Source organism: Serratia sp. TSA_7 (assembly GCF_052692135.1).
This window is the reverse complement of record NZ_JBQZFU010000008.1, coordinates 23,610-43,453: the sequence shown is the minus strand read 5'-3', so window position 1 is coordinate 43,453 and position 19,844 is coordinate 23,610. Positions and strand designations below refer to the sequence as shown.

At 54.8% G+C, this 19,844-nt stretch carries 24 protein-coding genes; 22 read left to right on the top strand and 2 right to left on the bottom strand.

Going from position 1 to position 19,844, the window contains the following annotated elements:
* Positions 1-4 precede the first annotated feature (4 nt).
* From tauB to tauD, 3 genes are read left to right on the top strand one after another with little or no spacing between them, the layout of a single operon-like run.
* On the top strand, positions 5-772 hold the full coding sequence (tauB, locus tag ACUTQW_RS20580; RefSeq protein WP_006328482.1) for a taurine ABC transporter ATP-binding subunit: 768 nt from the start codon (positions 5-7) through the stop codon (positions 770-772).
* Complete coding sequence (tauC, locus tag ACUTQW_RS20575) at positions 769-1,605, top strand: taurine ABC transporter permease TauC (RefSeq protein WP_445654958.1); 837 nt, start codon at positions 769-771, stop codon at positions 1,603-1,605. The genes tauB and tauC overlap by 4 nt, the downstream gene beginning before the upstream one ends.
* Positions 1,602-2,450 carry a taurine dioxygenase gene (gene tauD / locus ACUTQW_RS20570; protein ID WP_004951234.1) on the top strand — a complete coding sequence of 283 codons (849 nt, stop codon included), beginning with the start codon at positions 1,602-1,604 and terminating at the stop codon, positions 2,448-2,450. The genes tauC and tauD overlap by 4 nt, the downstream gene beginning before the upstream one ends.
* 26 nt (positions 2,451-2,476) lie before the next feature.
* Here tauD and ACUTQW_RS20565 read toward each other — a convergent pair whose 3' ends face one another.
* On the bottom strand, positions 2,477-4,390 hold the full coding sequence (locus ACUTQW_RS20565; protein ID WP_006328475.1) for an ABC transporter ATP-binding protein: 1,914 nt from the start codon (positions 4,388-4,390) through the stop codon (positions 2,477-2,479).
* Positions 4,391-4,523: 133 nt separating this feature from the next.
* Here ACUTQW_RS20565 and kefG point away from each other — a divergent pair, with 133 nt between their 5' ends.
* From kefG to slyD, 4 genes are all read left to right on the top strand, one after another.
* Positions 4,524-5,075, top strand: a complete 552-nt coding sequence (gene kefG / locus ACUTQW_RS20560; RefSeq protein WP_006328470.1) for a glutathione-regulated potassium-efflux system ancillary protein KefG — start codon at positions 4,524-4,526, stop codon at positions 5,073-5,075.
* Positions 5,076-5,077: 2 nt separating this feature from the next.
* A complete protein-coding gene (gene kefB / locus ACUTQW_RS20555; protein ID WP_004951226.1) occupies positions 5,078-6,886 on the top strand; it encodes a glutathione-regulated potassium-efflux system protein KefB in 1,809 nt (602 codons plus the stop codon).
* Positions 6,887-6,901: 15 nt separating this feature from the next.
* On the top strand, positions 6,902-7,105 hold the full coding sequence (locus tag ACUTQW_RS20550) for a YheV family putative zinc ribbon protein (RefSeq protein ID WP_004951224.1): 204 nt from the start codon (positions 6,902-6,904) through the stop codon (positions 7,103-7,105).
* A 124-nt stretch (positions 7,106-7,229) separates the two neighbouring features.
* Entirely contained in the window at positions 7,230-7,826 is a 597-nt protein-coding gene (slyD, locus tag ACUTQW_RS20545; protein ID WP_004951222.1) for a peptidylprolyl isomerase, read from the top strand.
* A gap of 58 nt (positions 7,827-7,884) precedes the next feature.
* On the opposite strand, the gene ACUTQW_RS20540 is transcribed toward slyD, so the two are convergent.
* Positions 7,885-8,112, bottom strand: a complete 228-nt coding sequence (locus ACUTQW_RS20540; protein WP_004951219.1) for a SlyX family protein — start codon at positions 8,110-8,112, stop codon at positions 7,885-7,887.
* Positions 8,113-8,482: 370 nt separating this feature from the next.
* Here ACUTQW_RS20540 and fkpA point away from each other — a divergent pair, with 370 nt between their 5' ends.
* The 15 genes from fkpA to rplL all read left to right on the top strand — a co-directional run bounded on the left by fkpA (position 8,483) and on the right by rplL (position 19,808).
* Positions 8,483-9,322 carry an FKBP-type peptidyl-prolyl cis-trans isomerase gene (gene fkpA / locus ACUTQW_RS20535; protein ID WP_004951215.1) on the top strand — a complete coding sequence of 280 codons (840 nt, stop codon included), beginning with the start codon at positions 8,483-8,485 and terminating at the stop codon, positions 9,320-9,322.
* A gap of 417 nt (positions 9,323-9,739) precedes the next feature.
* Positions 9,740-10,462 (top strand): helix-turn-helix transcriptional regulator, encoded by a 723-nt coding sequence (locus ACUTQW_RS20530; protein ID WP_004951212.1) that lies wholly within the window; start codon positions 9,740-9,742, stop codon positions 10,460-10,462.
* A complete protein-coding gene (tusD, locus tag ACUTQW_RS20525) occupies positions 10,462-10,851 on the top strand; it encodes a sulfurtransferase complex subunit TusD (RefSeq protein WP_004951209.1) in 390 nt (129 codons plus the stop codon). Before ACUTQW_RS20530 ends, tusD begins: the two co-directional genes overlap by 1 nt.
* An 8-nt stretch (positions 10,852-10,859) precedes the next feature.
* A complete protein-coding gene (gene tusC / locus ACUTQW_RS20520; RefSeq protein ID WP_006328468.1) occupies positions 10,860-11,219 on the top strand; it encodes a sulfurtransferase complex subunit TusC in 360 nt (119 codons plus the stop codon).
* A 9-nt stretch (positions 11,220-11,228) separates the two neighbouring features.
* Complete coding sequence (gene tusB, locus ACUTQW_RS20515; RefSeq protein WP_004951202.1) at positions 11,229-11,516, top strand: sulfurtransferase complex subunit TusB; 288 nt, start codon at positions 11,229-11,231, stop codon at positions 11,514-11,516.
* Positions 11,517-11,659: 143 nt separating this feature from the next.
* A complete protein-coding gene (gene rpsL / locus ACUTQW_RS20510; protein ID WP_004930426.1) occupies positions 11,660-12,034 on the top strand; it encodes a 30S ribosomal protein S12 in 375 nt (124 codons plus the stop codon).
* Positions 12,035-12,130: 96 nt separating this feature from the next.
* Positions 12,131-12,601, top strand: a complete 471-nt coding sequence (gene rpsG, locus ACUTQW_RS20505; protein WP_004951199.1) for a 30S ribosomal protein S7 — start codon at positions 12,131-12,133, stop codon at positions 12,599-12,601.
* Positions 12,602-12,698: 97 nt separating this feature from the next.
* On the top strand, positions 12,699-14,813 hold the full coding sequence (gene fusA / locus ACUTQW_RS20500; protein WP_004951196.1) for an elongation factor G: 2,115 nt from the start codon (positions 12,699-12,701) through the stop codon (positions 14,811-14,813).
* A gap of 70 nt (positions 14,814-14,883) precedes the next feature.
* Positions 14,884-16,068: an elongation factor Tu gene (tuf, locus tag ACUTQW_RS20495; protein ID WP_013811124.1), complete on the top strand. Its 1,185-nt coding sequence runs from the start codon at positions 14,884-14,886 to the stop codon at positions 16,066-16,068.
* A 258-nt stretch (positions 16,069-16,326) separates the two neighbouring features.
* Entirely contained in the window at positions 16,327-16,710 is a 384-nt protein-coding gene (secE, locus tag ACUTQW_RS20490) for a preprotein translocase subunit SecE (RefSeq protein WP_006323134.1), read from the top strand.
* Between the two features lies 1 nt (position 16,711).
* Positions 16,712-17,257 carry a transcription termination/antitermination protein NusG gene (nusG, locus tag ACUTQW_RS20485; protein ID WP_004953928.1) on the top strand — a complete coding sequence of 182 codons (546 nt, stop codon included), beginning with the start codon at positions 16,712-16,714 and terminating at the stop codon, positions 17,255-17,257.
* Positions 17,258-17,415: 158 nt separating this feature from the next.
* Positions 17,416-17,844, top strand: coding sequence for a 50S ribosomal protein L11 (gene rplK / locus ACUTQW_RS20480; protein ID WP_006323135.1), 429 nt, complete (start codon positions 17,416-17,418; stop codon positions 17,842-17,844).
* A gap of 3 nt (positions 17,845-17,847) precedes the next feature.
* Positions 17,848-18,552: a 50S ribosomal protein L1 gene (gene rplA / locus ACUTQW_RS20475; RefSeq protein ID WP_004953932.1), complete on the top strand. Its 705-nt coding sequence runs from the start codon at positions 17,848-17,850 to the stop codon at positions 18,550-18,552.
* 330 nt (positions 18,553-18,882) lie between these two features.
* Positions 18,883-19,380 (top strand): 50S ribosomal protein L10, encoded by a 498-nt coding sequence (rplJ, locus tag ACUTQW_RS20470; protein ID WP_006323136.1) that lies wholly within the window; start codon positions 18,883-18,885, stop codon positions 19,378-19,380.
* Between the two features lie 62 nt (positions 19,381-19,442).
* Positions 19,443-19,808, top strand: coding sequence for a 50S ribosomal protein L7/L12 (gene rplL / locus ACUTQW_RS20465; protein WP_006323137.1), 366 nt, complete (start codon positions 19,443-19,445; stop codon positions 19,806-19,808).
* The last annotated feature ends 36 nt before the right edge of the window (positions 19,809-19,844 follow it).

The following is a 19,844-nucleotide window of genomic DNA, read 5'->3' as shown; positions in this document are numbered from 1 at the left end:
CCGCATGCTAAACGTTAACCACCTTTCAGCAGACTACCAGGGGCGCCCCGCACTGCGCGACGTCTCGTTCCAGATTGCCGCCGGGCAACTGGTGGTGGTGCTCGGCCCGTCGGGCTGCGGCAAAACCACGCTGCTGAATTTGATCGCCGGGTTTATCGAGCCTTCAGCTGGCAGCATCACGCTGGATGGAACGTCCGTTAACGGCCCAGGAGCCGAGCGGGGCGTGGTGTTCCAGCATGAGGGCTTACTTCCGTGGCGCAACGTGGTGGATAACGTCGAGTTTGGCCTGCAGTTGGCGGGTATCGGTAAACAGCAGCGCCGCGAGGTGGCGCAGCAGATGTTGCAACGCGTGGGGTTGGCGGGTTACGAACAGCACTTTATCTGGCAACTTTCCGGCGGCATGCGCCAGCGGGTGGGCATTGCCCGCGCGCTGGCCGCCGATCCGCGCTTGTTGCTGCTGGACGAGCCGTTTGGTGCGCTGGATGCTTTCACCCGCGAGCAGATGCAGGAACTGCTGCTGACCATTTGGCGTGATACCGGCAAGCAGGTATTGCTGATCACCCACGATATTGAAGAGGCGGTTTTCCTCGCCAGCGAACTGTTGCTGTTGTCGCCGGGGCCGGGGCAGGTGGTGGAGCGCCTTTCGCTGAACTTCGGCCAGCGCTACGCCAACGGCGAGGCATGTCGGTCGATCAAATCCGATCCTGAATTTATCGCGCAGCGCGAATATGTGCTGGGCAAAGTGTTCCAACAGCGCGAGGCATTGCTATGAGCCTGCATTCCGCCCTCAAAGGCGTTGCCCAATCGCAGGTTGCGGCGCCGCGTCGTTTTCGCATACCGCGTAACCTCTTGCTGAGCGGTACTACCTTGCTGGTGGCATTGGCTGTCTGGTGGGGCGTGACCGCACTGAACCTGATCAGCCCGCTATTTCTACCGGCGCCGCAGCAGGTGTTGCACCAGTTGCTGGTCATCGCCAGCCCGCAGGGCTTTATGGACGCTACGCTGTGGCAACACCTGGCGGCCAGCCTGGGACGCATTCTGGTGGCGCTGCTGGCGGCGGTGATTATCGGCGTTCCGGTGGGTATCGCCATGGGGCTGAACGACACGGTGCGCGGCATTCTCGACCCGCTGATTGAGATTTACCGCCCGGTGCCGCCGCTGGCCTATCTGCCGCTGATGGTAATTTGGTTCGGCATCGGCGAAACCTCGAAAATTCTGCTTATTTACCTGGCGATCTTCGCCCCGGTTGCGCTGTCTGCCGTCGCCGGCGTACACAGCGTGGCACAGGTACGGGTGCGCGCCGCTCGCGCTTTAGGCGCCAACCGCTGGCAGGTGCTGCGTTTTGTGGTGTTGCCGAGCGCGCTGCCGGAGATTTTGACCGGCATCCGCATTGGGCTGGGCGTCGGTTGGTCGACGCTGGTGGCTGCAGAACTGATCGCCGCTACGCGTGGTCTGGGATTTATGGTGCAATCCGCCGGTGAGTTTCTGGCCACCGATGTGGTGTTGGCCGGGATCGGCGTGATTGCGATTATTGCATTTGGGCTGGAGCTGGGGCTGCGCGCCTTGCAGCGCCGATTGACCCCGTGGCATGGAGTACAGCAATGAACGAACGTCTGAAGATTACCCCGCTGGGGCCCTACATCGGCGCGTTGGTGGAAAACGTCGTACTGGCGCGGCCGTTGGGCGACGGCCAGTTTGAGCAGCTTTACCATGCATTGCTCAAACACCAGGTGCTGTTCTTCCGCAATCAGCCGATCACACCGCTGCAGCAGCGTGATTTGGCCGGGCGCTTCGGCGATCTGCACATCCATCCGGTTTACCCGCACGCCACCGACGTGGAAGAGATCATCGTGCTGGATACTCATGACGATAACCCGCCGGACAACGACAACTGGCATACCGACGTCACCTTTATCGAAAACCCGCCGCAGGGGGCGATACTGGCGGCGAAGACGTTGCCGTCTTTCGGTGGCGATACCTTGTGGGCCAGCGGCATCGCGGCCTATGAAGCGTTGTCTGAACCCTTCCGGCAACTGCTGGCCGGGTTGAAGGCGGAGCATGACTTCACCAAGTCATTCCCGGAGCATAAGCATTTGTCGAGCGAAGAGGAGCACCAGCGCTGGCAGGTGGCGAAGCAGAAAAACCCGCCGCTGCTGCACCCGGTGGTGCGCACCCATCCGGTAAGCGGGCGGCAGGCGCTGTTCGTCAACGAAGGTTTCACTACGCGGATTGTGGATCTGGCGCCGAAGGAGAGCGAGGCATTGCTGAACTTCCTGTTCGCCCACATCACCAAGCCGGAATTCCAGGTGCGCTGGCGCTGGCAGGAGGATGACATCGCGATCTGGGATAACCGCGTGACGCAGCATTACGCCAACGCGGATTACCTGCCGCAGCGGCGCATCATGCACCGTGCGACCATTTTAGGGGATAAACCTTTTTACAAGGCGTGAGGCCGTGGGCGCAGCGCGCTGCGCTCCTACAATTCAAACTCGCTTGTCAGCCGTTCCAACTGCTCCTGCGCATCCAGCCAGGTCATTTCCGTTTCTTCCAGAGCGGATTTGGTCTGGCTTTGTTTTTGCAGGCACTCGGTCAGATCGGCCTTGCGGCTGATGTCATACAGCGCAGAGTCCGCCAGTTTCTCTTCTACCGCCGCCAGTTCGGCGCCCAGTTTTTCCATCTGCTGCTCCAGCTTGGCGATTTGCTTGCGCAGCGGCTGAGTCTGGGTGCGGAATTCGGCTTCGCGACGTTTCTGATCTTTACGCGCCTGTGCGCTGTTGCCGTTGTTTTCTTTCTCCGGCGCATCCTGCTGGTTTTCCTGCCGTTGCAGGTCGCTCAGCCATTGCTGGTAGTCGTCCAGATCGCCTTCGAAAACTTCGACCTGGCCATCGTGCACCAGATAGAGGTCGTCGGTGGTGGAGCGCAGCAGATGGCGGTCGTGCGAGACCACCACCAGTGCGCCTTCGAAATCGATCAGCGCTTCGGTCAACGCCTGGCGCATGTCCAGATCCAGGTGGTTGGTCGGTTCGTCGAGCAGCAGCAGGTTAGGGCGTTGCCAGACGATCAGCGCCAGCACCAGCCGTGCCTTTTCGCCGCCGGAGAAACGCTCGGTGGCCTCGGTGACCTTGTCGCCCTGGAAGCCGAAACCGCCCAGGTAGTCGCGCAGTTGCTGTTCCAGCACCCGGGGAGCGATGCGGCTCAGGTGTTGCAGCGGCGATTCGTCGGCGCGCAAGAACTCCAACTGATGCTGGGCGAAGTAGCCCAGTTTGATGCCCTTCGCCAGGCCAATCTCACCGCTCAGCGGTTCCAGCGTGCCGGCCAGCATTTTGATCAAGGTAGATTTACCGGCGCCATTACGGCCCAGCAGGCCAATGCGCGAACCGGGCACCAGGTTGAGCTTGATCGATTTCAGGATCACTTTTTCGCCGTAGCCGGCGCTGACCTTCTCCATGCGCAGCAACGGGTTCGGCAAGCTTTCCGGCTGGCGGAAGCTGAAGCTGAACGGGTTATCGACGTGGGCCGGGGCGATAAGCTCCATGCGTTCGAGCATTTTAATGCGGCTCTGCGCCTGTTTGGCCTTGGTGGCCTGCGCACGGAAGCGATCGATATAACTTTGCAGGTGCGCCACTTTCTCCTGCTGGTGCTGATACAGCGACTGCTGCTGCGCCAGTTTGGTCGAGCGTTGACGCTCGAACGAGGAGTAGTTGCCGGTATATTCGTTGATGGTCTCTTGTTCGATATGCAGGATTTTATCGACGATCGGATCCAGGAAGTCGCGGTCATGGGAAATCAGCACCAGCGTGCCCGGATAGCCCTTCAGCCAGCGTTCCAGCCAAATCACCGCGTCCAGATCCAGGTGGTTGGTCGGTTCGTCGAGCAGCAGCAGATCAGAACGGCAGACCAGCGCCTGCGCCAGGTTCAAACGCATGCGCCAGCCGCCCGAGAAAGCGCGCACCGGGCTTTGCAGCTGTTCGTTGGAGAAGCCGAGACCGTGCAGCAGGCTGGCGGCGCGGGGGCGGATGGTCCAGGCGTCGATGGCGTCCAGTTTGCCGTGCAGCGTGGCGATGGCGTGGCCGTCGTTTTTCTCGTTCGCCAATTGCAATTCGGCTTCAAGCTGGCGGAATTCGCGGTCGCCGTCGATAACATACTCAATGGCCGGCACGTCCAGCGCCGGCGTTTCCTGGTTGACCCAGGCCAGCGCCCAGTTAGTGGGGAAGGTATGAGTACCACCGTCCGCGGCGATTTCGCCTTTCAGCAACGCCAGCAGCGTGGATTTGCCGCAGCCGTTTTTACCCACCAGGCCGACTTTCTGACCTGGATTAACCGTCGCCGTGGCGTTGTCCAACAGGACGCGGGTGCCGCGTCGGATTTGTAGCGAGGAGAATACAATCATAAAGCGCCGTATGTTCAGAGTATGTTAAATTGAGAGGATTCTAAGTTAACAGGACACAGACTGTCCTATTATTAGTCTTTGCGAAGCATGGTAACGGAAAACCGCTATCCTGACGACGCTTTGGAGGGGAATGATGTCGCAGCCGCCCAAGGTCTTGCTGCTGTATGCCCATCCGGAATCCCATGACTCGGTCGCGAATCGGGTTTTGCTTCGACCGGCGCAGCAGTTGGAACATGTCACCGTGCACGATTTATACGCGCACTATCCTGACTTTTTTATTGATATTCACCACGAACAACAGCTGCTGCGTGAACATCAGGTCATTGTTTTTCAACATCCACTCTATACCTACAGTTGCCCGGCATTGCTGAAAGAATGGCTGGATCGCGTGCTGTCGCGCGGTTTTGCCAGCGGTATGGGCGGCAATGCGTTGGCAGGCAAATACTGGCGTTCGGTGATCACCACCGGAGAACCTGAAGGCGCCTACCGCACCGGCGGTTATAACCGTTATCCGATGGAAGATATCCTGCGCCCGTTCGAACTGACCGCCGCCATGTGCCATATGCACTGGCTGACGCCGATGCTGGTGTATTGGGCGCGTCGGCAGAAGCCGGAAGTGCTGGAAAGCCACGCTACGGCCTATGGCGACTGGCTGCGTAACCCGTTGCCGCAGGGAGGAAGGTGATCATGGAAGGCTCGACGTTACTGACCGCAATTTTACTGTTCCTGTTCGCCGCCGTGGTCACGGTGCCCATCGCCCGCCGTCTGGGGATTGGTGCGGTGCTGGGCTATTTGATCGCCGGCATTGCCATCGGCCCCTGGGGATTGGGCTTTATCCGCGATGTGGATGAGATCCTGCACTTTTCCGAGTTGGGCGTGGTGTTCTTGATGTTCATCATCGGGCTGGAACTGAACCCGACCAAACTTTGGGAACTGCGGCGTTCGATATTCGGCGTGGGTGCCGGGCAGGTATTGATCACCGCCGCGGTGTTGGGGGCGCTGCTTTATCTGACCCATTTCGCCTGGCAGGCCGCCGTTATCGGCGGGATCGGGCTGGCGATGTCATCGACGGCGATGGCGTTGCAGCTGATGCGCGAGAAGGGCATGAACCGCAATGAAGGCGGCCAGTTAGGGTTCTCGGTGCTGCTGTTCCAGGATATGGCGGTGATCCCGGCGCTGGCGCTGATCCCTATCCTGGCCGGCGCCGGTGGCACCAGCGACGACTGGGCGGAAATCGCGATCAAGGTCGCGGCGTTCGGCGGCATGCTGATCGGCGGGCGTTTCCTGCTGCGGCCGTTGTTCCGCTATATCGCCTCTTCCGGGGTGCGCGAAATTTTCACCGCCGCCGCACTGTTGGTGGTCTTGGGGGCGGCGTTGTTTATGGATACGCTCGGCCTGTCGATGGCGCTTGGCACCTTTATCGCCGGTGTGCTGTTGGCGGAGAGCGAATATCGCCATGAGCTGGAGATTGCCATCGAGCCGTTCAAAGGGCTGCTGCTGGGGCTGTTCTTTATCTCGGTGGGGATGGCGCTGAATATCGGCGTGCTCTATACCCATCTGGTCGAAGTGCTGCTGGGTGTGGTGCTGTTGGTGGCGATCAAGTCAGGGGTGCTGTACTCGCTGTCGCGCATCTTTGGCCTGCGCAGTTCGGTGCGTTTGCAGTTCGCCGGCGTGCTCAGCCAGGGCGGAGAGTTTGCCTTCGTGCTGTTTTCCGCCGCGGGGGCGCAGAAGGTGTTGCAGTCTGATCAACTCGCCTTGCTGTTGGTGGTGGTGACCTTGTCGATGATGACCACGCCCCTTCTGATGCAGATTATCGATCGCATCCTGGCCCGCCGTTACAACGCCCGGGATGAAGACGAAGAAACGCCGTATGTGGAGGACGACGATCCGCAGGTGATCATTGTCGGTTTCGGCCGGTTCGGCCAGGTGATCGGCCGCCTGTTGATGGCCAACAAGATGCGTATTACCGTATTGGAGCGCGATGTCAGCGCAGTCGGCGTGCTGCGTCGCTACGGCTACAAAGTGTATTACGGCGATGCCACCGAACTCGAACTGCTGCGTGCGGCCGGCGCGGCGAAGGCCAAGTCGATTGTAATCACCTGCAATGAGCCGGAAGACACCATGGAAATCGTGCGTTTGTGCCAACAGCACTTCCCGGAGTTGAGCATCCTGGCGCGCGCACGCGGCCGCGTGGAGGCGCACGAACTGCTGCAGGCCGGGGTCAAGCAGTTCAGCCGCGAAACCTTCTCCAGCGCACTGGAACTGGGACGCAAGGCGCTGATGGAATTGGGTATGCATCCTCATCAGGCCTATCGCGCGCAGCAGCACTTTCGCCGGCTGGACATGCGCATGCTGCGTGAACTGATGCCGCCGCATCATGGCGATGTGGCGCAGATTTCCCGCGTGAAAGAGGCGCGGCGCGAGCTTGAAGAACTTTTCCATCGCGAAATGCAAAAAGAGAGTCGCCAGTTCGACGGCTGGGATGAATACGAATAATTTGGAGCACAGAAGATGTCCGCAACACGTAAAAGATTTATCGCCGGGGCGGTCTGCCCGAGCTGTAAGGCTATGGATACGCTGGCAGTTTGGCGCGAAGACCAGGTCGAAGTGGTGGAGTGCGTCAAGTGCGGCCATCACCAGCGGCAGACCGAACAACAGGTGGAAAAGCACGTCCGGCCGCAGGAGCAGGTCATCGGTATTTTCCATCCGGAGTAGCGTTATCGGGCGCGTTTTTTTATGCTGAAGGGTACAGCGGGGCAGATTTCCGATACAATCTGTCCGGTAAAGGCGCGGCACCCGATGATGGGCTGCGTCCAAGTGTCCAACGGTAGGAGATATCATGAAAGTAGCAAAAGACTTGGTGGTCAGCCTGGCTTACCAAGTACGTACAGAAGACGGTGTTTTGGTTGATGAGTCTCCGGTGAGCGCGCCGCTGGACTATCTGCACGGGCATGGTTCTCTGATTGCAGGTCTGGAAAAAGCACTCGAAGGCCACGAAGCAGGCGATCGTTTTGACGTTAATGTCGGCGCCAACGATGCGTACGGCAACTACGACGAAAACCTGGTGCAGCGCGTGCCGAAAGACGTCTTTATGGGCGTTGACGAGTTGGAAGTTGGCATGCGTTTCCTGGCTGACACCGATCAGGGCCCGGTTCCGGTCGAAATCACCGAAGTGGACGGCGATCACGTAGTGGTTGACGGTAACCACATGCTGGCGGGTCAGAACCTGAACTTCAACGTGGAAGTTGTCGCGATCCGCGAAGCTACCGCTGAAGAACTGGCGCACGGTCACGTACACGGCGAGCACGATCACCACCACGAGCACGGTGACGGTTGCTGCGGCGGTCATGGCCACGATCACGATCATGACCATGCGCATGACCATGATCAGGCTAAGAAAGGCGGTTGCGGTAACGGCGGTTGCGGCTGCCACTAATCGCGGCGCAGCAACAGCAAGAAAGGGCAGCCCTGGGGCTGCCCTTTTTTATGGGTTATCAATAATGCGGCGGTGGCGTCTCTTCCGACTGCGAGGCAATCATCGACGTTTGGGTCGAGCGCAGTTTATCGGTCAGCACGCGCAGGTGTTCCTGCAATTTCAGCATTTCAAGCTGGTGCTGCACCACGGTTTGGTTGAGCTCTTCAATGGTGACTTCCTGGAAGGCCTGACGGCTTTCCAATTCCTCAAGCCGCAGTAACAGGCTTTGGGTATCGGCGTTGTGCATGATGCTACCTCTGACGCGGTTTAATCCTGAATCTGGCACTATGTTAACAGCTGCCGCCGGCTTTGCGCTGCGCTATTTCGCCCCCCGCAGAGCGAGGGATAACCGCAGGCGGCCGCGCCCTGTGTAAAGTGCTGAAAAATAGAGCGCTTATCGCGGCTGTTTTTGTTACCGTTATCGTATCGGGTGGAAGAATAATCTGATTTATCATGCGGGTAGCACATTAAAGGAAACTTCTCCTTAAACCTGGAGTCACACTTTGACTCGATTGGTTACCTGTGTGACTGTTTTGTTTTCTTTCAGGCAGCTATAGTAGCCCGGTTATCTTACTTAATGACTGTTTGGGGCACAGCTTCAGACACTGGAGAAATGGATGAAATCTTTGTTTAAAGTCACGCTTCTGGCAACCACCATGGCTTTTGCTCTGAATGCGACTCAGGTTATGGCTGCTGATGCGGCTAAACCGGCCGAAGCCGCTAAACCAGCGGACGCTGCAGCGGCACCAAGCACCGGCAAGTTCAAGAACGATGACGAGCAAGCGGCTTACGCACTGGGCGCATCCCTGGGCCGTTACATGGACAACTCGCTGAAAGAGCAAGAAAAGTTGGGTATCAAACTGGACAAAGATCAGTTGATCTCAGGCGTTCAGGATGCTTTTGCCAACAAGAGCAAGTTGAACGATGCGGACATCGAAAAAACTCTGCAGAGCTTTGAAGCGCGCGTGAAGGCTTCTGCTCAGGCGAAGATGGAACAAGACGCTAAAGACAACGAAACGAAAGGCGCCAAGTACCGTGAGACCTTCGCCAAAGAAAAAGGCGTGAAGAAAACCGAATCTGGCCTGCTGTACAAGGTAGAGAAACCGGGTGCGGGTGAAGCGCCTAAAGACAGCGACACCGTGGTAGTGAACTACAAAGGCACCCTGACCGACGGCACCGAGTTTGACAATTCCTATACCCGTGGTGAGCCGCTGTCATTCCGTCTGGACGGCGTGATCCCAGGCTGGACTGAAGGCCTGAAACACCTCAAGAAAGGCGGCAAAATCAAGCTGGTAATTCCACCGGCACTGGCCTACGGTAAAACCGGCGTTCCGGGCATTCCGGCTAACTCCACTCTGGTATTCGACGTTGAGCTGCTGGATGTGAAAGCTGCGCCGAAAGCAGACGCCAAGGCTGAAAAACCGGCTGACGCAGCGGCGGATGCCAAAGCGCAATAAGCCTGTCTGATTGCCATCACCGCCGCGAATCTTCTTCGCGGCGGTGTTCATTTCAGCGTCTCTGATTAATGCCGGATGAGGCGTAACTTTTACTTTCCCTCCCACTGATTGCTTGACGCCTGCCGGGCATCGGGCTTAACGTCAATACCACGCGCAAACGCAAGGACTTTACTCTGGCAGTTTTGCTAGACTAATAATCCGGACTTATGAGTCATGCGCCTGCCCCTTAGGGCGTGTACCTAAAACTGTTCCCGGCCGCGTGTTGGCTTGCGGACGCCCGTCGTGCTGTTTCATGCTGATACCAGCCTGCCTGCCCTGTGGATCCTCAAGGGTATGCCGCCTGTGGAAGAGGGAGCCTGCACGAGCCGTTTTAGCTGCGCCCCCTGGCACAGGCGATCTTTGAGGGTGGTATTTTCGATGTCAAATTCGCTTTTATCCAGCGAAGTCAGCGAACTTGATTTGCTGAATGAACGTCCGTTTAGCCAGACGGATCATGAAATCCTGAAGTCTTATGAAGCCGTGGTCGATGGGCTAGCTATGCTGATCGGCGGTCACTGCGAGATCGTGCTGCACGCGCTGGAAGATTTGAAATGCTCGGCGGTGCGTATTGCCAACGGCGAGCATACCGGGCGGCAGATAGGTTCGCCGATCACCGACCTGGCGCTGCGGATGCTGCATGATATGGCCGGCGATGACAGCAGTGTGTCGAAGGCCTATTTCACACGCGCCAAGAGCGGCGTGCTGATGAAGTCGGTCACTATCGCCATCCGTAATCGCGAGCAGCGGGTGATCGGCCTGTTGTGCATCAACATGAACCTCGATGTGCCGTTCTCCCAGGTAATGCAGACTTTCATGCCGCCGGAAACCCAGGAAGTGGCTCCCTCAGTCAACTTTGCCTCTTCCGTGGACGATCTGGTGGCGCAGACGCTGGAGTTCACCATCGAGGAGGTCAATGCCGATCGCAATGTCTCCAACAATGCCAAAAATCGCCAGGTGGTGCTGAATCTTTACGAAAAAGGCATTTTTGATATCAAAGATGCGATTAATCAGGTGGCGGATCGCCTGAATATTTCCAAGCACACCGTGTATCTGTATATCCGCCAGTTCAAAAGCGGTGACCTGCTGGGAACCGAGCGCTGATGCTGGATTACTGTCTTTTGGTCACCGGCCCGGCGTATGGCACCCAGCAGGCCAGCAGCGCCTATCAGTTCGCACAAGCTCTGCTGGCGAAAGGGCATCGGCTCTCCAGCGTGTTTTTCTACCGTGAAGGGGTGCTGAATGCCAACCAACTGACATCCCCTGCCAGCGATGAGTTCGATCTGGTGCGCGGCTGGGCGCAGCTGGCGCAGCAGCACGGTATTGCGCTCAACGTTTGTGTGGCCGCTGCGTTGCGGCGCGGCGTGACCGATGAACAGGAAGCTGCACAGCAGGGGCTGGAAACGGCTAATCTGCAACCTGGCTTTACCCTTAGCGGGTTGGGTTCGTTGGCTGAGGCGGCGCTAAGTTGTGACCGTCTGGTGCAGTTCTGAGAGAATTTATGAAACGAGTCGCTTTTGTTTTTACCCAAGGCCCGCATGGCGGCACCGGCGGCAGGGAAGGGCTGGATGCGCTGTTGGCGACTTCGGCGCTGAGCGAAGATCTGGGCGTGTTTTTTATCGGCGATGGCGTATTGCAGCTATTGCCGGGGCAGCAGCCGGAAAAAATTCTGGCGCGCAACTATATCGCCACCTTTGGCGTGCTGCCGCTGTATGACGTCGAGCAGTGTTATTTGTGCCAGGCATCTTTGCAGGAGCGCGGTCTGAGTCAGGTGACCGACTGGGTGCTGGAGGCCGAGGTGCTGGCACCGGATGCGCTGCGTCAACAGTTGGCCGGTTATGACGCGGTAATGACTTTTTAGGACATTCGGATGCTGTATACCCTTAGCCACTCTCCCACTCAATGCGATTTGCCGGCATTGTTACGCTTGACCACACAAGGCGACGACCTGCTGCTGATACAGGATGGCGTACTGGCCGGGTTGGCCGGCAGCGCGCACCTTGAATTATTGCTTAATGCCCCCATATCACTTTATGCGCTGCAGGATGACCTGGAAGCCAGAGGTCTGACTGGTCATTTTTCACACAAAATCACTGTCATCGGCTATAATCACTTCGTTGAATTAACCGAAAAACATCGAAGCCAAATGGCTTGGTGATGAGAGTGATGTTGTATATTTCTTGACACCTCTACCGCTCAGCCATAAAATTCTGCGGCCTCGTACTTTGCCAGTAGTGCATACGAGGGGATTTATCACATGTTTACGAAGCAACAAACGAAGCAAAACCAGGAGCTTTTTTAATGGCAACAATTAATCAGCTGGTTCGCAAACCACGCTCTGTGAAGGCTGCTAAAAGCAACGTTCCAGCGCTGGAAGCTTGCCCGCAGAAACGTGGTGTATGTACCCGCGTATATACCACCACCCCGAAAAAACCAAACTCCGCGCTGCGTAAAGTATGCCGTGTGCGTTTGACTAACGGTTTCGAAGTGACTTCCTACATCGGTGGTGAAGGTCACAACCTGCAGGAACACTCCGTGATCCTGATCCGTGGCGGTCGTGTTAAAGACTTGCCAGGTGTGCGTTACCACACCGTCCGTGGTGCACTTGACTGCTCCGGTGTTAAAGACCGTAAGCAAGCTCGTTCCAAGTACGGCGTGAAGAAGCCAAAGGCTTAATGGTTCTCCGTTAAGTAAGGCCAAACATTTTCACTTTAATGTCAAAATAAACTCGTAGAGTTTTGGACAATCCTGAATTAACAACGGAGTATTTCCATGCCACGTCGTCGCGTAATAGGCCAACGTAAAATCCTGCCAGATCCTAAGTTCGGATCCGAGCTGTTGGCCAAATTTGTAAATATCCTGATGGTAGACGGTAAAAAATCTACTGCAGAAGCTATCGTGTATACCGCGCTGGAGACCCTGGCTCAGCGTTCTGGTAAAAATCACCTGGAAGCTTTCGAAGTAGCTCTCGACAACGTTCGCCCGACTGTAGAAGTTAAGTCGCGCCGCGTTGGTGGTTCTACTTATCAGGTACCAGTTGAAGTCCGCCCGGTCCGTCGTAATGCTCTGGCAATGCGTTGGATCGTTGATGCTGCTCGTAAACGCGGTGATAAATCCATGGCTCTGCGCTTGGCGAACGAACTTTCTGATGCAGTTGAGAACAAAGGTTCTGCTGTTAAGAAACGTGAAGACGTTCACCGTATGGCAGAAGCCAACAAGGCGTTCGCCCACTACCGCTGGTAATTGCCACGCAGTAGTTATGCTAACCAAGCGGGCGCTTCAAGAAGCCAACCCGCTTGGGTTAACCGAACTTGAACGCCTAAGGCAATAGAGGAATCAAATGGCTCGTACAACACCCATTGAGCGCTATCGTAACATCGGTATCAGCGCTCACATCGACGCCGGTAAGACGACCACTACCGAACGTATTCTGTTCTACACCGGTGTAAACCACAAAATCGGTGAAGTTCATGACGGCGCTGCCACCATGGACTGGATGGAGCAGGAGCAGGAGCGTGGTATTACCATCACTTCTGCAGCGACTACCGCTTTCTGGTCTGGTATGGCCAAGCAGTTTGAGCCGCACCGCGTAAACATCATCGACACCCCAGGACACGTTGACTTCACCATCGAAGTAGAACGTTCCATGCGTGTTCTTGATGGCGCTGTAATGGTTTACTGTGCTGTTGGTGGTGTTCAGCCACAGTCTGAAACTGTATGGCGTCAGGCTAACAAATATAAAGTTCCACGCATCGCGTTCGTTAACAAAATGGACCGCATGGGTGCTAACTTCCTGAAAGTTGTTGGTCAGATCAAATCCCGTCTGGGCGCGAATCCAGTTCCATTGCAACTGGCCATCGGCGCAGAAGAGAAATTCACCGGTATCGTTGACCTGGTGAAAATGAAAGCAGTCAACTGGAACGATGCTGACCAGGGCGTGACCTTCGAATACGAAGAGATCCCTGCGGACATGCAAGCGCTGGCCGAAGAATGGCACCAGAACCTGGTTGAATCTGCAGCTGAAGCTTCAGACGAGCTGATGGAAAAATACCTGGGCGGCGAAGAGCTGACCGAGGAAGAAATCAAGAAAGCTCTGCGTCAGCGCGTGCTGAACAACGAGATTATTCTGGTTACCTGTGGTTCTGCCTTTAAAAACAAAGGCGTGCAGGCAATGCTGGATGCGGTTATCGAATACCTGCCGGCACCAACTGACGTACCTGCAATCAACGGTATCCTCGACGACGGTAAAGATACGCCGGCTGAGCGTCATGCTAATGATGATGAGCCATTTGCTGCACTGGCGTTCAAAATTGCTACCGACCCATTCGTGGGTAACCTGACATTCTTCCGCGTGTACTCCGGTATCGTTAACTCCGGTGACACCGTGTTGAACTCAGTGAAGGCTGCACGTGAGCGTCTGGGCCGTATCGTTCAGATGCACGCTAACAAGCGTGAAGAGATCAAAGAAGTTCGTGCAGGCGACATCGCTGCAGCGATCGGTCTGAAAGACGTGACTACCGGTGACACTCTGTGTGATCCAAACCACGTGATCATTCTGGAGCGTATGGAGTTCCCTGAGCCGGTAATCTCCGTTGCAGTTGAACCAAAAACCAAAGCTGACCAGGAAAAAATGGGTCTGGCTCTGGGCCGTCTGGCGAAGGAAGATCCATCATTCCGCGTGTGGACTGACGAAGAATCAGGTCAGACTATCATCGCAGGTATGGGTGAACTTCACCTGGACATCCTGGTTGACCGTATGCGTCGTGAATTTAACGTTGAAGCGAACGTGGGTAAACCACAAGTTGCTTACCGTGAAGCCATTCGCGCGAAAGTTACCGACATCGAAGGTAAACACGCCAAGCAGTCTGGTGGTCGTGGTCAGTATGGTCATGTTGTTATCGACATGTACCCACTGGAGCCGGGCTCAAATCCGAAAGGCTACGAGTTCATCAATGACATTAAAGGTGGTGTGATCCCAACGGAATACATCCCTGCCATTGATAAAGGCCTCCAGGAGCAGCTTAAGTCTGGTCCACTGGCCGGTTACCCGGTTGTTGACCTCGGTGTGCGTCTGCATTTCGGTTCTTTCCACGATGTTGACTCCTCCGAATTGGCGTTTAAACTGGCTGCGTCTATCGCCTTTAAAGATGGCTTTAAGAAAGCGAAACCTGTTTTGCTTGAGCCGATTATGAAGGTTGAAGTTGAAACGCCGGAAGAGAACACCGGTGACGTTATCGGTGACCTTAGCCGTCGCCGTGGTCAACTGAAAGGTCAGGAATCCAACGCTACTGGCGTTCAGATTCACGCTGAAGTTCCGTTGTCCGAGATGTTCGGATACGCAACTCAACTGCGTTCTCTGACCAAAGGCCGTGCTTCTTACTCCATGGAGTTCTTGAAGTACGATGATGCGCCGAACAACGTCGCTCAGGCCGTTATCGAAGCCCGTGGTAAATAAGCTTTCGGGTTTAACACATTGATCAGTGCTCTCTCCATGAGGGGAGAGCATAAGAGTAAGGAATATAGCCGTGTCTAAAGAAAAATTTGAACGTTCCAAACCGCACGTTAACGTTGGTACTATCGGCCACGTTGACCACGGTAAAACTACCCTGACTGCAGCAATCACCACCGTTCTGGCTAAAACCTACGGCGGTTCTGCACGTGCTTTCGACCAGATCGATAACGCGCCAGAAGAAAAAGCTCGTGGTATCACCATCAACACTTCTCACGTTGAATATGACACCCCAAGCCGTCACTACGCGCACGTTGACTGCCCAGGGCACGCCGACTACGTTAAAAACATGATCACCGGTGCTGCTCAGATGGACGGCGCAATCCTGGTTGTTGCTGCGACTGACGGCCCAATGCCTCAGACCCGTGAGCACATCCTGCTGGGTCGTCAGGTTGGCGTTCCTTTCATCATCGTATTCATGAACAAATGCGACATGGTTGATGATGAAGAGCTGCTGGAACTGGTAGAAATGGAAGTTCGTGAACTTCTGTCTGCTTACGACTTCCCTGGTGATGACCTGCCGGTTGTTCGTGGTTCAGCGCTGAAAGCACTGGAAGGCGAACCAGAGTGGGAAGCTAAAATCATCGAGCTGGCCGGTTTCCTGGATTCTTACATCCCAGAACCAGAGCGTGCTATCGACAAGCCGTTCCTGCTGCCAATCGAAGACGTATTCTCCATCTCCGGTCGTGGTACCGTTGTTACCGGTCGTGTTGAGCGCGGTATCGTTAAAGTTGGCGAAGAAGTTGAAATCGTGGGTATCAAAGACACCGTTAAGTCTACCTGTACCGGCGTTGAAATGTTCCGCAAACTGCTGGACGAAGGCCGTGCTGGTGAGAACGTGGGTGTTCTGCTGCGTGGTATCAAGCGCGAAGATATCGAACGTGGTCAGGTCCTGGCTAAACCAGGTTCAATCAAGCCACACACCAAGTTTGACTCAGAAGTGTACATCCTGAGCAAAGAAGAAGGTGGTCGTCATACTCCATTCTTCAAAGGCTACCGTCCACAGTTCTACTTCCGTACAACTGACGTGACCGGTACCATCGAACTGCCAGAAGGCGTAGAGATGGTAATGCCAGGTGACAACGTGAACATGGTTGTTACCCTGATCCACCCAATCGCGATGGACGACGGCCTGCGTTTCGCAATCCGTGAAGGCGGCCGTACTGTTGGCGCTGGTGTTGTTGCTAAAGTTATCGCTTAATCGCTGATAACATTTGACGCGACACGCGGTAAAAGGGCATCATTTGATGCCCTTTTTCTACGCTGTGAACTAGAACCTATCTCATCAGCGATTTTGCAGTCATAATCATTGGTGAGATGGGCTCTTAAACCGTATTGACTGAGATACGTCATAGCGTAAAACACCGAAATGCTGCCGAAGCAGCATCTGATCGGTTTGGTTTGCCTTGCGGTGTGAGGCAAAGTTGTCTGTTCTGAATTCATTGTGACAGGTTGGTTTATGAGTGCGAATACCGAGGCTCAAGGGAGCGGGCGCGGCCTGGAAGCGGCTAAGTGGCTGATCGTCGCCGTTCTGTTGGTTGTGGCTATTGTCGGTAATTATTACTACCGTGATTTCAGTCTGCCATTACGTGCGCTGGCTGTTGTAGTGGTTATCGCCGTTGCAGGCGCAATAGCGCTGATGACCACCAAAGGCAAAGCTACCGTTGCGTTTGCGCGCGAAGCGCGTACTGAAGTGCGCAAAGTGATTTGGCCAACTCGTCAGGAAACGCTACATACCACGTTGATCGTTGCCGCGGTAACTGCCGTGATGTCGCTGATTCTGTGGGGGCTGGATGGTATTCTGGTCCGTCTGGTATCGTTTATTACTGGCCTGAGGTTCTAAAATGTCTGAAGCTCCAAAAAAACGTTGGTACGTCGTTCAGGCGTTTTCCGGTTTTGAAGGTCGCGTTGCGCAATCGCTGCGTGAACATATCAAACTGCACGATATGGAAGAGCTGTTCGGCGAAGTGATGGTCCCTACGGAAGAAGTTGTTGAAATCCGTGGTGGTCAACGTCGTAAAAGCGAGCGCAAATTCTTCCCGGGCTATGTGTTGGTTCAGATGGTGATGAATGACGCCAGCTGGCACTTGGTGCGCAGTGTTCCTCGCGTAATGGGTTTCATCGGCGGCACCTCTGACCGTCCGGCACCGATCAGCGATAAAGAAGTAGATGCGATTATGAACCGCCTGCAGCAGGTTGGTGATAAGCCGCGTCCTAAAACGCTGTTCGAACCGGGTGAACTGGTCCGCGTTAACGATGGTCCATTTGCTGATTTCAACGGTGTCGTTGAAGAAGTGGACTACGAGAAGAGCCGCCTGAAAGTTTCTGTTTCCATCTTTGGGCGTGCAACGCCGGTGGAACTGGATTTTGCTCAGGTTGAAAAAGGCTGATCAATTAATCAGCAATAAGTGGCTTTTTGCCGCTTGTCAGAGGCGCGAAATTGAACTATAATTTCGCGCCTTTTGTTTTTATAGGCCTTGCTCGTTGAGCGGGGTGAAACACGGGGAGCCTCTTGTGAGGCGTTATTACCCAAACCGAGGAATTGTAAATGGCCAAGAAAGTACAAGCCTACGTTAAGCTGCAAGTTGCAGCCGGTATGGCGAACCCAAGTCCGCCAGTTGGTCCAGCTCTGGGTCAGCAAGGCGTTAACATCATGGAATTCTGTAAGGCGTTCAATGCTAAGACTGACAGCGTTGAGAAAGGTCTGCCGATTCCGGTTGTTATTACTGTTTATTCTGACCGCTCCTTCACTTTCGTTACCAAAACCCCGCCAGCAGCAGTTCTGCTGAAAAAAGCGGCTGGTATCAAGTCTGGTTCAGGCAAGCCGAACAAAGACAAAGTAGGTAAAGTGACTAGTGCTCAGGTACGTGAAATCGCAGAAACCAAAGCTGCGGACATGACTGGTTCCAACGTTGAAGCGATGACTCGCTCCATCGAAGGTACTGCTCGTTCCATGGGCCTGGTAGTGGAGGATTAAGAAATGGCTAAGCTGACCAAGCGCATGCGCGTGATCCGTGACAAAGTTGATGCTACTAAACAGTATGACATCACCGAAGCTGTTGCTCTGCTGAAAGAGCTGGCCACTGCTAAATTCGTAGAAAGCGTTGACGTTGCTGTTAACCTCGGCATCGACGCTCGTAAATCTGACCAAAACGTTCGTGGCGCTACCGTTCTGCCAAACGGCACCGGTCGTTCCGTTCGCGTTGCCGTATTTGCCCAAGGCCCTAACGCTGAAGCAGCTAAAGCTGCTGGTGCAGAGCTGGTAGGTATGGAAGATCTGGCAGACCTGATCAAGAAAGGCGAAATGAACTTCGACGTTGTTATTGCTTCTCCAGATGCAATGCGCGTTGTTGGTCAACTGGGCCAGATCCTGGGTCCACGTGGCCTGATGCCAAACCCGAAAGTGGGTACCGTTACTCCGAACGTTGCTGAAGCAGTGAAAAACGCTAAAGCAGGCCAGGTTCGTTACCGTAACGACAAAAACGGCATCATCCATACCACGATCGGTAAGGTTGATTTCGAGTCAGACAAGCTGAAAGAAAACCTGGAAGCTCTGCTGGTTGCGCTGAAAAAGGCAAAACCATCTCAGGCTAAAGGCGTGTACATCAAGAAAGTTAGCCTCTCCACCACCATGGGTGCTGGCGTTGCTATCGATCAAAGCGGCCTGACTGCTGTAGCGAACTAATCGCCTTGCGATTATCGCTTTGACTTGGGGTTAAGATTTGTCTAGAATCTTATCCCCCAAGGTTTCGCTATTGGTAATAGCCATCAGCGGAACAAAGATTTTTCGGTTGGAGCCTGGCCTATCCAGGCCTCCGTCCAAGACCGCAGGTGTATCGAAAGGTACTTAATCCTTCCTGCGTAGACGGTGACAGAGCCTAAAGAAAATTTTAAATTGTCTTTGCTGGATTCTGCTCACCGTGTTTGAACGCTCTCACCGCGTGATTTATCACCAGGTGTAGAGTGATGTGAGTGCCGGGGATTTCCCCCGGCTAAATCCAGGAGCAAAAAGCTAATGGCATTAAATCTTCAAGACAAACAAGCGATTGTTGCTGAAGTCAACGAAGTAGCCAAAGGCGCGCTGTCTGCGGTTGTTGCGGATTCCCGTGGCGTTACCGTTGATAAAATGACTGAACTGCGTAAAGCAGGTCGTGAAGCTGGCGTTTACATGCGTGTTGTTCGTAACACCCTGATGCGTCGCGTAGTTGAAGGCACTCCGTTCGAATGCCTGAAAGACACGTTTGTCGGTCCTACCTTGATTGCATTTTCTCATGAACACCCGGGCGCTGCTGCTCGTCTGTTCAAAGATTTCGCGAAAGCGAATGCAAAGTTCGAGATTAAAGCTGCGGCCTTTGAAGGTGAGCTGATCCCTGCGGCACAAATTGACCGCTTGGCAACTCTGCCTACTTACGATGAAGCAATCGCACGCCTGATGGCAACCATGAAAGAAGCCGCTGCTGGCAAATTGGTTCGCACTCTGGCTGCACTGCGCGATCAGAAAGAAGCGGCATAAGCCCTCTCTCTTATCCGTTGCTTACGTATTTAAACTATTTCTGAATTTTAGGAACTTTTGTTATGTCTATCACTAAAGACCAAATTATCGAAGGCGTTGCAGCTCTGTCTGTAATGGAAATCGTTGAACTGATCGCCGCTATGGAAGAGAAGTTCGGTGTTTCTGCTGCTGCTGTAGCTGCAGGTCCTGCTGCTGCTGCTGAAGTTGTTGAAGAAAAAACTGAATTCGACGTTGTTCTGTCTGCTATCGGCGGCAACAAGGTTGCAGTTATCAAAGCAGTACGTGGCGCAACCGGTCTGGGCCTGAAAGAAGCCAAAGACCTGGTAGAATCTGCTCCAGCAGTACTGAAAGAAGGCATCAGCAAAGACGACGCTGAAGCACTGAAAAAAGCTCTGGAAGAAGCTGGCGCTTCTGTTGAAGTTAAGTAAGTTTAACTTCTCAGAGTGCAGTCTGACTTAACAGAC

Bases quoted from the DNA above. Each gene is read 5' to 3' on its own strand.
- rpsL (WP_004930426.1), top strand. From the start codon at position 11,660: ATGGCAACAATTAATCAGCTGGTTCGCAAACCACGCTCTGTGAAGGCT.
- slyD (WP_004951222.1), top strand. From the start codon at position 7,230: ATGAAAGTAGCAAAAGACTTGGTGGTCAGCCTGGCTTACCAAGTACGT.
- nusG (WP_004953928.1), top strand. From the start codon at position 16,712: ATGTCTGAAGCTCCAAAAAAACGTTGGTACGTCGTTCAGGCGTTTTCC.
- ACUTQW_RS20540 (WP_004951219.1), bottom strand. From the start codon at position 8,112: ATGCACAACGCCGATACCCAAAGCCTGTTACTGCGGCTTGAGGAATTG.
- tusC (WP_006328468.1), top strand. From the start codon at position 10,860: ATGAAACGAGTCGCTTTTGTTTTTACCCAAGGCCCGCATGGCGGCACC.
- rplL (WP_006323137.1), top strand. From the start codon at position 19,443: ATGTCTATCACTAAAGACCAAATTATCGAAGGCGTTGCAGCTCTGTCT.
- fkpA (WP_004951215.1), top strand. From the start codon at position 8,483: ATGAAATCTTTGTTTAAAGTCACGCTTCTGGCAACCACCATGGCTTTT.
- kefB (WP_004951226.1), top strand. From the start codon at position 5,078: ATGGAAGGCTCGACGTTACTGACCGCAATTTTACTGTTCCTGTTCGCC.
- rplK (WP_006323135.1), top strand. From the start codon at position 17,416: ATGGCCAAGAAAGTACAAGCCTACGTTAAGCTGCAAGTTGCAGCCGGT.
- tusD (WP_004951209.1), top strand. From the start codon at position 10,462: ATGCTGGATTACTGTCTTTTGGTCACCGGCCCGGCGTATGGCACCCAG.
- rplA (WP_004953932.1), top strand. From the start codon at position 17,848: ATGGCTAAGCTGACCAAGCGCATGCGCGTGATCCGTGACAAAGTTGAT.
- rpsG (WP_004951199.1), top strand. From the start codon at position 12,131: ATGCCACGTCGTCGCGTAATAGGCCAACGTAAAATCCTGCCAGATCCT.
- ACUTQW_RS20530 (WP_004951212.1), top strand. From the start codon at position 9,740: ATGTCAAATTCGCTTTTATCCAGCGAAGTCAGCGAACTTGATTTGCTG.
- secE (WP_006323134.1), top strand. From the start codon at position 16,327: ATGAGTGCGAATACCGAGGCTCAAGGGAGCGGGCGCGGCCTGGAAGCG.
- kefG (WP_006328470.1), top strand. From the start codon at position 4,524: ATGTCGCAGCCGCCCAAGGTCTTGCTGCTGTATGCCCATCCGGAATCC.
- tauB (WP_006328482.1), top strand. From the start codon at position 5: ATGCTAAACGTTAACCACCTTTCAGCAGACTACCAGGGGCGCCCCGCA.
- tauC (WP_445654958.1), top strand. From the start codon at position 769: ATGAGCCTGCATTCCGCCCTCAAAGGCGTTGCCCAATCGCAGGTTGCG.
- tauD (WP_004951234.1), top strand. From the start codon at position 1,602: ATGAACGAACGTCTGAAGATTACCCCGCTGGGGCCCTACATCGGCGCG.
- ACUTQW_RS20550 (WP_004951224.1), top strand. From the start codon at position 6,902: ATGTCCGCAACACGTAAAAGATTTATCGCCGGGGCGGTCTGCCCGAGC.
- rplJ (WP_006323136.1), top strand. From the start codon at position 18,883: ATGGCATTAAATCTTCAAGACAAACAAGCGATTGTTGCTGAAGTCAAC.
- fusA (WP_004951196.1), top strand. From the start codon at position 12,699: ATGGCTCGTACAACACCCATTGAGCGCTATCGTAACATCGGTATCAGC.
- tusB (WP_004951202.1), top strand. From the start codon at position 11,229: ATGCTGTATACCCTTAGCCACTCTCCCACTCAATGCGATTTGCCGGCA.
- ACUTQW_RS20565 (WP_006328475.1), bottom strand. From the start codon at position 4,390: ATGATTGTATTCTCCTCGCTACAAATCCGACGCGGCACCCGCGTCCTG.